The organism is Nocardioides coralli (genome assembly GCF_019880385.1).
Classification (GTDB): Bacteria; Actinomycetota; Actinomycetes; order Propionibacteriales; family Nocardioidaceae; genus Nocardioides; species Nocardioides coralli.
The window spans coordinates 724,384-736,996 of the sequence record NZ_CP082273.1 but is presented as its reverse complement, the minus strand read 5'-3'; the positions used below and the strand labels follow the sequence as shown (position 1 = coordinate 736,996).

The following is a 12,613-nucleotide window of genomic DNA, read 5'->3' as shown; positions in this document are numbered from 1 at the left end:
TCGTGTGTGCTGACGTCCGTAGGGCCCCGGAACGACGAACGCCGCGCGACAGCGCGGCGTCCAGACCCGCCCTGTCGATCACGGACGACCCCACCGGTCCCGGTGTGGTGTCCCTCGCCGAGGCAACCGCCACAGACTAGTCCCGCCCCCGCTGGCGAGGCCAATCCGCGGGCCTCCCCCGGCGCCGGGCGCCCCGACGTGGAGCCCGACTATGGTCGGCGCATGTCTCTCACCCTCTCGGAGGCGCGCGCGCGAGCGGCGCTGCTCTCGGACGTGTCCTACGAGCTCGACTTCGACCTCACCCGGCGCGAGGACTTCGGAGTCCGCGCCGTGGTCCGGTTCCGCTGCCACGAGCAGGGAGCGGCGACGTTCCTCGAGCTGACCTCGGCCCGCGACGTCGTGGTCGACGGCGTGCTCGCCGCCGACTACGACGGGCACCGGCTTCCGCTGCGCGACCTCGCGCGGGACAACGAGGTGGTCGTCGAGGCACGGCTGCCCTACGTCACCGACGGTGACGGCATGCACACCTTCACCGACCCCGCCGACGGCGAGACCTACGTCGGCGCGTACGTCGGCATGGACCTGTGCCAGCGGATCTTCCCCTGCTTCGACCAGAACGACCTCAAGGCGCCGGTCACCGTGACGGTGACCGCGCCGGAGGGCTGGACCGCTCTCGCCAACGGCCGTCTCGCCGAGCAGGAGGGCACGCGCTGGCGGTTCGCGACCACCGAGCCGATCCCGCTGCCGATGTTCACGGTGTGCGCGGGCCCCTGGCACTCCCACACGTGGGAGCACGCCGGCATCCCGTTCGGCTGGCACGCGCGGGCCTCGCTCGCGACACAGCTCGACCGTGACATCGAGGAGCTGCGCCACGTCACCGAGTCCTGCTTCGACCGCTTCCAGGACATGTTCGGCGAGCCCTACGCCTTCGGCAGCTACGACCAGGTGTTCGTGCCGGGGCTCAACTGGGGCGCGTTGGAGAACCCCGGGTGCATCACCTACCGCGACGAGACGCTGCCGGTGGGCGTGCCGACGGCCAACGAGCGGCGGCGGCGGGCGACCGTCATCGCCCACGAGATGGCGCACCAGTGGTTCGGCAACCTGGTGACGATGACGTGGTGGGAGGACACCTGGCTCCAGGAGTCCTTCGCCGACTACATGGGCTACCGGCTCGCCGACGAGGCCGCGGGCTTCGGCGGCAACTTCGTCAGCTTCGCCGTCGGCGGCAAGGCCCGCGCCTACGCCGCCGACGAGCGGCGCTCGACGCACCCGGTGGCCCCGCTGGCCGAGGAGGTGCCCGACGTCGACGAGGCGAGCAACAACTTCGACTCCATCTCCTACGCCAAGGGCAACTCGGCGATCCGCCAGCTGGTCACGTGGCTCGGCGACGACGACTTCCTCGCCGGGCTGCGGACCTACTTCGCGCGCCACCGCTTCGGCAACGCGGTGCTCGACGACTTCGTCGCGGCGCTCGACGAGGCGACCGACCGCGACGTGCGCGCCTGGGTCCAGGCCTGGCTACGCACCACGGGCTTCGACACCATCCGGGTCACCGGTGACGACGACGGCGTCGTGCTGTCCCGGGAGGGGTCCCGGCCCCACCGCTTCACCGTGACGGCGTACGACGCCGACCTGGTCGCCACGGCCACCGAGGTGGTCGACCTCGCCGATGCACCCCTGCGGCTGCCGCTGGGACCGGGCGTTTCGGCCGTGGTCCCCAACAGCCGGGGCGAGACCTTCGCCCGGCTGCGGCTCGACCCTCGGACGTGGGAGGCGCTCTCCCGTGACCTCGCCCTGGTCGCCGAGGACGACACCCGCGCCATCGTGTGGAGCACCGCGATCGACCTGGTGCGGTGCGGCGAGCTGACACCCGACGACTTCCTCGGCCTCGTCACCCGCCACCTGCCGCGGGAGCGCAACGTCGGCATCCTCGACGTCGTCCTGACCTGGGCGAGCGGTGAGCTCGTGACGCGTCACCTCGACCCCGCCGGGGCGCCGGCGGCCATCGCGACGGTCGCGGCTGCCTGCGAGACCGGTCTGGCGTCCGAGCCCGACGACACGATGGCGGTCGCCCTGACCCGGGTGCTGGCCCGCACCACCCCCGACGCGCTGCTGCTCCAGCGCTGGCTGCTGGACCGCGAGACCCACACCGGTCAGGAGGTCGACAGTCACGTGCGCTGGCAGGCGATCCACCGGTTGGCCGCGCTCGGGGCGATCGGGGCGGAGGAGATCCGTGACGAGCGGGCGGCGGACGGCACCATCGCCGGCGTGCTCGGCGCGGCCCGCGCGCTCGCTGCCCTCCCCACCGAGGAGGCGAAGGCGGCCGCCTGGGAGCGGATGACCGGCGAGCCGCCCCTGTCGAACCGGGAGTTCGAGGCGACCGCGGCCGGTCTCTGGGACCCCGAGCAGCCCGGGCTCGTGCACCCCTACGTGAGCCGCTACCTCACCGAGGGCCTGGCGCTCGCGGTCAAGCGTGGGCCCAGCTTCGAGGACCGGCTCGGCCGCGCCTTCCCGGCGGTGGCGTTCACCGAGCCACTGGTCGAGGAGCTGGCCGACGCGTTGCGTGGCGACGTCCCGACCGTGCTGCGCCGGGCGTGGGACGACGCGCTCGACGACCTGCGCCGCTCGCGCGGCTGACCGCGGGGGTCGTGCGCTCAGGCGTGCCCGTCGAACATCGAGGTGACCGAGCCGTCCTCGAAGACCTCGCGGATGGCGCGCGAGAGCAGGGGTGCGATGGAGAGAACGGTCAGCTTGTCGAACTGGCGCTCCGGCGGGATCGGCAGCGTGTTGGTGACGATCACCTCTGACGCCGAGCAGTTCTTGAGCCGGTCGACAGCCGGGTCGGACAGGATCGCGTGGGTGGCGGCGATGACCACGCCGGCGGCCCCGTCGGCCAGCAGCGCCTCGGTGGCCTTCACGATGGTCCCGCCGGTGTCGATCATGTCGTCGACGAGGACGCAGATGCGCCCCTCGACCTGACCCACCACGCGGTTGGCGACCATCTCGTTGGGTCGGCTGATGTCGCGGGTCTTGTGGATGAAGGCCAGCGGTACGCCGCCGAGCCGGCTCGACCACTGCTCGGCGACCTTGATCCGGCCGGCGTCGGGCGAGACCACGGCCAGCTGCTCGTGGCCGTAGCGCTGCTTGACGTGCTCGGCGAGGATCGGCAGGGCCATCAGGTGGTCCACCGGCCCGTCGAAGAAGCCCTGGATCTGGGAGGTGTGGAGGTCGACGGCGATCAGCCGGTCGGCGCCGGCCGTCTTGAACATGTCGGCCATGAGGCGGGCCGAGATCGGCTCGCGGCCCCGGTGCTTCTTGTCCTGCCGCGCGTAGCCGTAGAAGGGCACCACCACGGTGATCCGCTTGGCCGAGGCCCGCTTGAGGGCGTCGACCATGATCAGGTGCTCCATGATCCACTCGTTGATCGGAGCCGTGTGGCTCTGGATCACGAACGCGTCGCAGCCGCGCACCGACTCCTCGAAGCGGACGTAGATCTCGGAGTTGGCGAACTCGTAGGCCGACATCGGCACGAGGCCGGTGCCGAGCTGGGAGGCGACCTCCTCGGCGAGCTCCGGGTGTGCCCGGCCGCTGAAGACCATCAGGTTCTTCTCGGTGGTCCGCTTCATTCCGGTCACGTCGGTCGCGCTCCTGGTCGCCGGAGGGGGTGCCGTAGGGCCTCTACCGGGATTGTGTCCCACCCGGGGCCGGCTGCCCAACTCCGGGGTCCGCGTGGCGTTCTCCGTCGGTTTCCGCGCGTGACGCGGCCCTGCGTGCGGCGTGACCCTCGAGGTTGCGCTGGGCCCCGGCGGAGACCGCGAGCGCGCCCGCGGGCACGTCCTCGCGGACGACGGTGCCGCCGCCGGTCATGGCCCCGTCGCCGATGCTCACCGGGGCGATGAAGGTGTTGTTGGACCCCGTGCGCGCCCCGTCCCCCACCGTGGTGCGGTGCTTGGCGATGCCGTCGTAGTTGGCGAAGATCGTGCCGGCACCGATGTTGCTGCCGCGTCCGATCTGGGCGTCCCCGACGTAGGAGAGGTGCGGCACCTTGGAGCCCTCGCCGATGACGGCGTTCTTGGTCTCCACGAAGGCGCCGATCTTGCCGCCGGCGCCCAGGCGCGTGCCGGGGCGCAGGTAGGAGAACGGGCCGACGTCGGCGCCGGCGCCGACGACGGCGAGCTCGCCGTGGGTGCGGACGACGCGGGCGCCGGAGCCGATCTCGCAGTCCTTGAGCGTCGTGTCGGGCCCGACGACGGCGTCCTCGGCCACCACCGTGGCCCCCAGCAGCTGGGTGCCGGGCAGCACGGTCACGTCCTGCTCGAGCACGACGTCGGCGTCGATCCACGTGGTGGCGGGGTCCATGACCGTCACCCCGTCCCGCATCCACTGCGTCACGATGCGGGCGTTGAGGATCCGGCCGAGCTCGGCGAGCTGTGCCCGGTCGTTGGCACCCTCGGTCTCGGTGACGTCCTCGATGGGATAGGCGCCGACCGTGAGGCCGTCGTCCTGTGCCAGCTGCACCGCGTCGGTGAGGTAGTACTCGCCCTTGGCGTTGTCGTTGCTGATGCGGGGCAGGGCACCGGCCAGGAAGTCGCCGTCGAAGGCGAGGATGCCGCTGCTGATCTCGCGCAGCTCCCGCTGCTCGGGCGTGGCGTCCTTCTCCTCCACGATCGCCACCACCTCGCCCTGCTCGTCACGGACGATCCGGCCGTAGCCGTGGGGGTCGGGGACCTCGCCGCTGAGGATGCTCACGGCCCGCTGGGCAGCCTCGTGCTCGGCGACGAAGGCCCGCAGGCTCGCCCCCCGGAGGAGCGGGGTGTCGCCGGTGGCGACGAGCACGGTGCCCGTGGTGACACCCGCGGCCTCGACGGCGATCCGGACGGCGTGCCCGGTGCCCTCCTGCGTCTCCTGCACAGCGAGCACCGCGTCCGGCGCCAGGGACTGGATGTGGGGGGCGACCTGCTCGCGCTGGTGACCGACCACGGCCACGATCCGCTGCGGCTCGAGCTCACCCACGGCGGCCAGCACATGACCGACCATGCTCCGGCCACCGACCTCGTGCAGCACCTTCACGGTCTTGGACTTCATGCGGGTACCGCCGCCGGCGGCCAGCACGATGACAGTGAGCTCTGCGGGCATGGCGCCACACTAACGGCCTTCGGCGGAACCGCTCAGCGCCAGCGGTGGCGGCTGCTCGGGGCTGGCCGGCTCCGGTCGACCTCGCCGACCTGGATCTCGCGGCCGTAGCTCCAGTCATCGGTGAGCGGCAGGTACTCGCCGCTCCAGAACGTGCCGGGGTCGTACCACTCCGCACGCCGGTCGTCCGCCACGATCCCCATCTCCTGCAACGTCAGGGCGACGGTCTCCGCGCAGAACGCTGCCTCGGGTCGCACGCGCGGTGCCTGACGACGGCGACGCGAGACGTAGGAGTCCCGGCCCCGCAGCCACCGACCGGCCAGCCGCAGCGTGGTGGGGAAGGAGACGCCGTCCAGCCGCGCGATCGCGCGGAGTGCGGCGTCCTCCTGCTCGCGCCCGACCTCCGGCTGGATCTGTCGCAGCCAGGCCTGCTGGGCATAGGTGTCCTGCCACCGCTCGACGGCCTCGCGCAGGTCGTGGAGCTGGACCCCCCGGTGGTACCCGCCGCTCCACACGTCGAGGACGGACCTCCCGAGCTCGGCGTGCCACAGCAGTGGCGGGAGGTCCTCGAGGACCACCGCCAGGCCGACGTGGTTGACCGGGCTGTTGGTGAGGGTCTGGATCGCCCGGTCGGCCACTGTCCGGCCCCGGAACAACCACAGGTCACCGGTACGGGTCAGGTCGGCGGCTGCGTCGAGCGACAACGGTGCGGGCACGCACCCCATCCTGCCCCGGTCGGGCAGCCCGCGGCGGCACGACGCTCACTAGGCTCCGGGGCATGCGCGCGTGGTGGAAGTGGCTGGGCCTGGCCGGCGTGGTCGGCGTCGCGGTGTCCGGCGCCGCCGTGGCACGCCGCGAACGTCAGCGGCGCTCCTACACCCCCGACGAGGTGCGGGACCGGCTGCACCGGCGGCTGGCGGAGGCGGAGGGCCGCGCGCAGTAATCCGGTCGACACTGTCCTCGCGTGTGGCCGAGGGTGTCGGCATGTCGACCAGTGATCTCTGGGACGAGGAGACGGCCCGGCGCTACGACTCGGTGTGCGCCGAGATGTTCGCACCGGACGTGCTCGATCCCGCCGTGGCCTTCCTCGCCGACCTCGCCGACGACGGACCGGCGCTGGAGCTGGCGGTGGGCACGGGGCGGGTCGCGGTGCCGCTGGCCGAACGCGGGATACCCGTCACGGGCATCGAGCTGTCGGCGCCGATGGCTGCGCAGCTGCACCGCAAGGTCTCGCCCGCCACGATCCCGGTGGTCGTCGACGACATGGCCACGGCGTCGGCGGCGCGCGACGACTTCGCGCTCGTCTACGTCGTCTGGAACTCGCTGGGCAACGTGCGCACCCAGGACGAGCAGGTCGCTGTCTTCGCCAACGCCGCGCGCCACCTCCGTCCCGGAGGGCGGTTCGTCGTCGAGCTCGGGGTCCCCCAGCTGCGCCGGCTTCCCCCCGGCCAGCAGGCGGTCCCGTTCGACGTCTCGGACGACCACGTGGGTCTGGACACCTACGACCCCGTCACCCAGCAGGCGACCTCACACCACTTCAGCCGCGAGGCGGACGGGACGACCTACCGCTATGGCGTGAGCAACTTCCGTTACGTCTGGCCCAGCGAGCTCGACCTGATGGCGCGGCTGGCGGGGATGACGCTGGAGGCGAGGTACGCCGACTGGCGGCGGAGTTCCTTCACGGCCGAGAGTCCGGGCCACGTGTCGGTGTGGCAGCTCCCCGGTTCGATGGGGTAGCTCGGACCTCCGCTCGTACCTCGCTGCGGTCTCTCGCTCCCCGGCTCCCTGGGGGAGCTCGGACCTCCGCTCGTACCTCGCTGCGGTCTCTCGCTCCCCGGGTAGGAGTCGAACCTACGTCGCTAGTCCTGATTCAAAGTCAGGCGGGCCCTACCGGCAGACCAACCGGGGATCGCGAGAAGAAGCGTAAGGCCCCGCCTGGCGGGGCAGGCACCACGGCCCGGCAGACCAACCGGGGATCGCGAGAAGAAGCGTAAGGCCCCGCCTGGCGGGGCAGGCACCACGGCCCGGCAGACCAACCGGGGACCCGCCTTCAGGCCGAGACGCCTCTCATCTCCCGGATCAGCCGGGTCACGGTCGCCTCCAGCTCGGACATGTCGGTGACCGGGCCGCGGACGACCACGTCGATGCCGGCCTCGCCGGTGAGCCGGAACTCCACGACGTTGTCGTCGCGCGCTGTCCCGCGCTCGCGCTCGGCGCTCTCGAGCCACGCCTCGAGGCGTTCGTAGGTCCGTTGCGAGGCCATGCCGCGCTCGGCGGCGGTCACCGCCTCCCGGCTCACTCCGGAGCGCTCCGCGAACTCGCGGACGCTCTTGAGACCCAGGCCGATCCGGCGTCGCTTGATGGCCACGGCCACGCCGACGTCAGCTCCGTTCGACACCGTCTCGACGGCACCGTCGAGTCCCTCCATCGAAACCCCCAATCCCACGGCCCGACCCGCGGGACGCAGCCACCGAGGGGAGGACTGCCAGGCACCCCCGCGGGGACGGGAGCGAGCCTCAATTGTGCCACACATCTCTCCCAACCCGCGGAAGGAAATGGTTGCCTTTGGTGGGTTTTGATGGCAAAGTCTTCGCTCAGTCTCGGCCGCCGCACGCTCGGGAGTACGGCGGCGAGGCGGCCCCCCGGTAACCGAAGAAGGAGCTGTACCCCCCATGCCCGTCACCCGACGCGCCTTCCTGGGCGCTGCCGCCGTCACCGCTGCCGGCGTCAGTGTCGACCTCCCGACGCGCGCAGCGGCTGCCACCAGCCCCTCCACGCTCCACAAGGCCTACGGGGTCTGCACCCACCCCAACTGGGCTCGCGACCCGATGTGGGGGCACACCGACCGCTGGATGGAGGATCTCGCCGAGCTCGGAGTCCGTCAGATCCGCGGCCTGATCAACCCCCGCAGCGCCACCTGCCGCCGCGCCGCCGAGCTCTGCCGCCGCTACGACATCAAGTGGCTGATGCCCGTCGCCCCGCCGTCGTTCCGCCTGGGCCCCGCCGAGGTCTCCGACCGGATCGACCACATCGCCGCGGAGTACGGCGACATCGTGCTCGGCTTCGAGGGCGTCAACGAGCCCAACAACACCGGTCGCGGCGACTGGGCCGACCGCACCATCGCGATCCAGCGCGCGATCTGGGACGCGCGCAACCGCCACCACGAGCTCGAGAACGCCCGCGTGCTATCGCCGTCGATGCACGACGTCGTCGAGGACCGCAACAACGGCGCCGGGTACCGCCAGCTCGCCCAGCGCGACGTGCACAAGTACTGCGACGTGGCCTCGCTCCACTCCTACCCGCGGGGCCAGGAGATCACCAACGGCCTCGACTCGCGCCTGAAGAAGGTCGACATCGCCTACGACGGCATGCCGGTGTGGATCACCGAGACCGGGTGGACCACCTACAACGGCAAGGCCGGTCACCGCCCCACCAGCGAGTCCGACGCCGCCCGCCACGGCTCCGAGGGCATCAAGAAGATCGCGAAGCACGAGCGGGTCCAGAAGGCCTTCCGCTACGAGCTGCTCGACGACCCGGGCTCGGGCCGCGACCCGGAGACGCGGTTCGGCCTGGTGCGGGCCGACTGGTCGCGCAAGCCCGAGTACCACCAGGTGCACGACGTCCTCGCCAAGGGGGACGACGGCAACGACGGTGGCAACGGCAAGCCGGACACCTGCGACTGACCGCGACCCGGTGAGCCTGTGACGGGCTCACGTGCCGCCGCCGGAGGGTGACGCCGCGGCCGACCACCGGGAAGCGGTTCCGGTGGTCGCCGCGGCGCTAGCCTGCTCCCGTGGAGCTCCCGGTCATGCCACCCGTCAAGCCGATGCTGGCCAAGGCCGTCAAGGGCGTGCCCCACGAGGACGGCTGGAGCTTCGAGCCCAAGTGGGACGGCTTCCGCTGCCTGCTGTTCCGTGACGGTGACGAGGTCGAGCTGACCAGTCGCAACACCAAGCCCCTGACCCGGTACTTCCCCGAGGTCGTCGTGGCCGCCCGCGAGCAGCTCCCGGAGCGCTGCGTCCTCGACGGCGAGCTCTTCGTGGCCATCGGTGATCGCCTCGAGTTCGAGGTGCTCCAGGAGCGCATCCACCCCGCCGCGTCACGGATCTCCAGGCTGGCCGCGGAGACCCCGGCCGGCTACGTCGCCTTCGACCTGCTGGCCCTCGGCGACGACTCGCTGGTCGACCGGCCCTTCTCGGAGCGCCGCGCGGCGATGGAGCAGGTGCTGGCCGGGCTCCCGGGCCCGTGCCACCTCACCCGCACCACGACCGATCCCGCCGAGGCCGAGCAGTGGTTCGAGCAGTTCGAGGGCGCCGGGCTGGACGGCGTGATCGCCAAGCCGCTGGACGCGCCGTACCGCGAGAACCTGCGCAGCATGCTCAAGATCAAGCACGAGCGGACCGCCGACGTGGTCCTGGCCGGCTACCGCGAGCACAAGACCTCCACCCCGGAGAAGCCCCTGCTCGGCAGCATGCTGCTCGGGCTCTACGACGGAGGGAAGCTGCAGCACGTCGGGGTCAGTGCCAGCTTCACCGAGAAGCGCCGGGCCGAGCTGTGGCAGGAGCTCCAGGCTCTCGTGTGCCCGATCGAGGAGCACCCGTGGGGCGAGTGGACGGAGTTCCTCGTGGCCAACCCGGGACGGGTTCCCGGCACCCAGAGCCGCTGGAGCCAGGGCAAGGACCTCTCCTTCACGCCGCTGCGGCCCGAACGTGTCCTCGAGGTGAAGTACGACGCGATGGAGGGCCGCCGGTTCCGGCACACCGCCCACTTCAAGCGGTGGCGCCCGGACCGCGACCCCGAGTCGTGTGGCTACGAGCAGCTCGAGCAGCCGGTGAGCTACGACCTGGCTAGAATTCTCGGTATCGAGGGTGGAGGTTCGCGATGACCCAGGACATCCGTAACGAGGACATCCACGACGGCGTCGGCACCTACGACGTGGTGATGCTCGTCGAGCACGCGGTCAGTGCCGACGACGCCCGGCAGGTGCGGTCCCTCCACGAGGAGATCGAGGACCGGGTCGTCTACCACGTGCTGCTGCCGCTGGAGGACGCCGCGGCCAGGATCGAGTCGGCCATGGGATCCCTCGCGGCCGGTGAGGTCATGTCGTCCCCGGCGATGGTGATGAGCGACGTCGACCTCGACGCGGTCCGCAAGGACTGCCGCGAGCGCTCCGAGCACGACCTCCAGGCCAGCGTGGCCGCCCTGCGGGCCGCCGGCGCCGAGGCGCGCGGCACGGTCGTGTCCGAGCCGCCGATCGACGCGCTGGCGGAGCACGTCGCGAAGGTCGACGGCCGGGAGGCGATCATCCTCACCCGCCCGCACGTGGTCGCGGAGTTCTTCCACCTCGACTGGACCTCGCGCGCGCGCCGCAAGATCGGCGTCCCCTGCCTGCACCTGCTCGAGCACGAGACCTTCGCCGAACAGGCCGGCGGAGGCGAGGGGGCCACGGGTGTGTGAATTTGTTACCCACCTGTGGACCCTCCGTGGGTGTGGGCAGACCCGCCTCCGGCCTACCTTTGATGGGTCAGATCTCCGTCGCTGACACCAGGCTCGTACCGGGGGGATCGAGCCTACTGCGGACCAGATCCGGGGGGTTCTGAGTTCGCGAATTGAAGAGGCACCTTGCACCGGGGGGGTACGAGGCGCCAGGGCCCGAAGCCCACCCACGGACTTCGGTTCCCGAGATGTAGACCCGCTTGGTTCGCCAAGCGGGTCTATCACGTTTCCGGGGTGCTCAGTCGCCGTCGGCGTGAGCCAGCTCGACCACGATGTCGAGGTGGCCGGCATGCCGCGCGTACTCCGCGAGCACGTGGAAGCAGATCCACTCCAGGGTCGGCGGGTCGTCCGCGAACCTCCCGCCCCGTGCCGCGGTGTCGTCGAGCGCGTGGCCCAGCACCACCTCCCGCGTCCGCCTGCCGACCGCCTCGACCTGCGCGGCCAGGTGATCCGCCGTCACCTCGTCCGCGACGACCCAGCGGGCCCGGTCGCGGACCGTGCCGGAGTCGTCGTCGGCCCAGGGCTCCTCGACGTTCCAGTCACCCCACGGCTCGGCCACCGGCTCACCCAGGAAGCCCCAGACGAACCAGCGCTGCTCCATGTGGAGCACGTGCGACAGCAGCTCGATCGGCGTCCACCCGCTCGGCACCCGCGTGGTGCGCTGCTGCTCGGGCGGGAGCCCGAGCACACCGGCGACGAGCTCTCCCCGCACCCAGTCGAGGTAGTCCGCCCACCGGGCCGGACCCGCCCCGTCCTCACGACCAGGCTCGGTCACGGTCGGTCCTCGATCCGGTTGCCGTGCTCGTCCCAGTGCTCGGCGACCTTGCGGCTCGGCTGCACCCGAGGCGGTTCGCCGGGCATCTTGGGGTAGTCGGGCGGGTAGTTGAGCTCGACCTCGCCCTGCTCACGCCATAGCGCCAGCAGCGGCTCGAGGTCGTGGGCGGTGTCGTCGATGCCGGCCCAGGGGTCGCCGTCGGCCACCCGGTCGGGCACCGAGAACAGGTGGAAGTCCGCCGGGTCGGTCAGCGTCGCCAGCTCCTCCCAGGTCACCGGCGTGGAGACCGGGGCGCCGGGGATCGGCCGCAGCGAGTACGCCGAGGCGATGGTCCGGTCGCGGCAGTTCTGGTTGAAGTCGACGAAGATCCGCTCCCCGCGCTCCTCCTTCCACCACGCCGTGGTGACCTGGTCGTCGCGGCGCGCGAGCTCGCGCCCGAACCCGATCGCGGCGTGCCGCACGTCGGTGAACTCCCACTCGGGCCGGATCCGCACGTAGACGTGCACCCCGCGGTTGCCGCTGGTCTTCGGCCAGCCCGTGAGGCCGAGCTCCTCGAGCAGCTCACGGGCGACGCCTGCGACCCGGACCGCGTCCGTGAACCCGGTGCCGGGTTGCGGGTCGAGGTCGATGCGCAGCTCGTCGGGCCGGTCGACGTCAGCCCGGCGTACCGGCCAGGGGTGGAAGGTCAGCGTGCCCATGTGGGCGCACCACACGGGCACCGCGATCTCGGTCGGGCAGATCTCCTCGGCGGTGCGGCCCGAGGGGAAGGTGATGCCCACCGACTCGAGGTAGTCGGGGGCGCCCTTCGGCACCCGCTTCTGGTAGAACGCGTCGGCGTCGCGGTCCTGCGGCCCCGTGGCCAGCTTCATCCCCGGCCGTACGCCGGAGGTCCACCGCTCCAGGGCGGTCGGCCGGTCGCGCAGCGCCCGCATCAGTCCGTCCTCGACCGAGGCGAAGTACTCGGCCACCATCAGCTTGGTCACCGCGGGCGTCCGGTCCGTCGCCTCGTAGATCACCCGGTCCGGGCTGCTGACGCGCACCTCCCGGTCACCGGCGACCACCATCGCGGCGGGAGTCTTGGCCATGCCGTTCAACCTAGCGGGCCGGCTCGGCCCGCTCGGGCGCCCGACCCCTCTCCCACCTGGCGTGGCGGTGAACGGGGCACGACGTGCGGGCGAGCAGCTGGAAGCTTCCCGGCCTGTCTCTTCC

At 71.7% G+C, this 12,613-nt stretch carries 12 protein-coding genes and 1 tRNA gene; 6 read left to right on the top strand and 7 right to left on the bottom strand.

Translation table 11 applies throughout. The features are described 5' to 3' along the window. Window positions 1-222: 222 nt before the first annotated feature. Window positions 223-2,637, top strand: a complete 2,415-nt coding sequence (gene pepN / locus K6T13_RS03645; RefSeq protein ID WP_222897177.1) for an aminopeptidase N — start codon at window positions 223-225, stop codon at window positions 2,635-2,637. Between the two features lie 17 nt (window positions 2,638-2,654). Here pepN and K6T13_RS03640 read toward each other — a convergent pair whose 3' ends face one another. The 3 genes from K6T13_RS03640 to K6T13_RS03630 are packed head-to-tail and all read right to left on the bottom strand — an operon-like array spanning window position 2,655 to window position 5,858. Continuing rightward, complete coding sequence (locus tag K6T13_RS03640; protein ID WP_222897176.1) at window positions 2,655-3,626, bottom strand: ribose-phosphate diphosphokinase; 972 nt, start codon at window positions 3,624-3,626, stop codon at window positions 2,655-2,657. Between the two features lie 52 nt (window positions 3,627-3,678). After that, a complete protein-coding gene (gene glmU / locus K6T13_RS03635) occupies window positions 3,679-5,136 on the bottom strand; it encodes a bifunctional UDP-N-acetylglucosamine diphosphorylase/glucosamine-1-phosphate N-acetyltransferase GlmU (protein ID WP_222897175.1) in 1,458 nt (485 codons plus the stop codon). Between the two features lie 32 nt (window positions 5,137-5,168). Beyond that, window positions 5,169-5,858: a hypothetical protein gene (locus K6T13_RS03630; RefSeq protein WP_430227932.1), complete on the bottom strand. Its 690-nt coding sequence runs from the start codon at window positions 5,856-5,858 to the stop codon at window positions 5,169-5,171. Between the two features lie 53 nt (window positions 5,859-5,911). Here K6T13_RS03630 and K6T13_RS03625 point away from each other — a divergent pair, with 53 nt between their 5' ends. Together K6T13_RS03625 and K6T13_RS03620 are read left to right on the top strand one after the other, a co-directional pair. After that, window positions 5,912-6,076 carry a hypothetical protein gene (locus K6T13_RS03625; protein ID WP_222897173.1) on the top strand — a complete coding sequence of 55 codons (165 nt, stop codon included), beginning with the start codon at window positions 5,912-5,914 and terminating at the stop codon, window positions 6,074-6,076. 41 nt (window positions 6,077-6,117) lie between these two features. Then, a complete protein-coding gene (locus tag K6T13_RS03620) occupies window positions 6,118-6,870 on the top strand; it encodes a class I SAM-dependent DNA methyltransferase (RefSeq protein ID WP_222897172.1) in 753 nt (250 codons plus the stop codon). 93 nt (window positions 6,871-6,963) lie between these two features. On the opposite strand, the gene K6T13_RS03615 is transcribed toward K6T13_RS03620, so the two are convergent. Together K6T13_RS03615 and K6T13_RS03610 are read right to left on the bottom strand one after the other, a co-directional pair. Beyond that, window positions 6,964-7,042: transfer RNA gene (locus tag K6T13_RS03615), tRNA-Gln, on the bottom strand. A gap of 141 nt (window positions 7,043-7,183) precedes the next feature. Beyond that, window positions 7,184-7,561: a helix-turn-helix transcriptional regulator gene (locus K6T13_RS03610; protein ID WP_222897171.1), complete on the bottom strand. Its 378-nt coding sequence runs from the start codon at window positions 7,559-7,561 to the stop codon at window positions 7,184-7,186. Between the two features lie 244 nt (window positions 7,562-7,805). Between K6T13_RS03610 and K6T13_RS03605 the strand changes: the two genes are divergently transcribed. The 3 genes from K6T13_RS03605 (at window position 7,806) to K6T13_RS03595 (ending at window position 10,590) form a co-directional block, all read left to right on the top strand. Beyond that, the gene (locus K6T13_RS03605; RefSeq protein ID WP_222897170.1) at window positions 7,806-8,816 is read left to right on the top strand and encodes a glycosyl hydrolase; all 1,011 of its coding nucleotides are present in this window, start codon (window positions 7,806-7,808) and stop codon (window positions 8,814-8,816) included. Window positions 8,817-8,926: 110 nt separating this feature from the next. Further along, window positions 8,927-10,018 carry an ATP-dependent DNA ligase gene (locus K6T13_RS03600; RefSeq protein WP_222897169.1) on the top strand — a complete coding sequence of 364 codons (1,092 nt, stop codon included), beginning with the start codon at window positions 8,927-8,929 and terminating at the stop codon, window positions 10,016-10,018. Next, on the top strand, window positions 10,015-10,590 hold the full coding sequence (locus tag K6T13_RS03595; RefSeq protein WP_222897168.1) for a hypothetical protein: 576 nt from the start codon (window positions 10,015-10,017) through the stop codon (window positions 10,588-10,590). The genes K6T13_RS03600 and K6T13_RS03595 overlap by 4 nt, the downstream gene beginning before the upstream one ends. Before the next feature lie 277 nt (window positions 10,591-10,867). Here the strand turns inward: K6T13_RS03595 and K6T13_RS03590 are convergent, their stop codons facing one another. Both K6T13_RS03590 and K6T13_RS03585 read right to left on the bottom strand, forming a co-directional pair. After that, window positions 10,868-11,404: a mycothiol transferase gene (locus tag K6T13_RS03590; protein WP_222897167.1), complete on the bottom strand. Its 537-nt coding sequence runs from the start codon at window positions 11,402-11,404 to the stop codon at window positions 10,868-10,870. Next, complete coding sequence (locus K6T13_RS03585; protein ID WP_222897166.1) at window positions 11,401-12,489, bottom strand: DNA polymerase domain-containing protein; 1,089 nt, start codon at window positions 12,487-12,489, stop codon at window positions 11,401-11,403. The genes K6T13_RS03590 and K6T13_RS03585 overlap by 4 nt, the downstream gene beginning before the upstream one ends. Window positions 12,490-12,613: the final 124 nt, after the last annotated feature.

What these genes read in the sequence shown, in the direction of transcription:
- pepN (WP_222897177.1), top strand. Translation starts at nt 223, where the DNA reads ATGTCTCTCACCCTCTCGGAGGCGCGCGCGCGAGCGGCGCTGCTCTCG.
- K6T13_RS03640 (WP_222897176.1), bottom strand. Translation starts at nt 3,626, where the DNA reads ATGAAGCGGACCACCGAGAAGAACCTGATGGTCTTCAGCGGCCGGGCA.
- glmU (WP_222897175.1), bottom strand. Translation starts at nt 5,136, where the DNA reads ATGCCCGCAGAGCTCACTGTCATCGTGCTGGCCGCCGGCGGCGGTACC.
- K6T13_RS03630 (WP_430227932.1), bottom strand. Translation starts at nt 5,858, where the DNA reads ATGGGGTGCGTGCCCGCACCGTTGTCGCTCGACGCAGCCGCCGACCTG.
- K6T13_RS03625 (WP_222897173.1), top strand. Translation starts at nt 5,912, where the DNA reads ATGCGCGCGTGGTGGAAGTGGCTGGGCCTGGCCGGCGTGGTCGGCGTC.
- K6T13_RS03620 (WP_222897172.1), top strand. Translation starts at nt 6,118, where the DNA reads ATGTCGACCAGTGATCTCTGGGACGAGGAGACGGCCCGGCGCTACGAC.
- K6T13_RS03610 (WP_222897171.1), bottom strand. Translation starts at nt 7,561, where the DNA reads ATGGAGGGACTCGACGGTGCCGTCGAGACGGTGTCGAACGGAGCTGAC.
- K6T13_RS03605 (WP_222897170.1), top strand. Translation starts at nt 7,806, where the DNA reads ATGCCCGTCACCCGACGCGCCTTCCTGGGCGCTGCCGCCGTCACCGCT.
- K6T13_RS03595 (WP_222897168.1), top strand. Translation starts at nt 10,015, where the DNA reads ATGACCCAGGACATCCGTAACGAGGACATCCACGACGGCGTCGGCACC.
- K6T13_RS03585 (WP_222897166.1), bottom strand. Translation starts at nt 12,489, where the DNA reads ATGGCCAAGACTCCCGCCGCGATGGTGGTCGCCGGTGACCGGGAGGTG.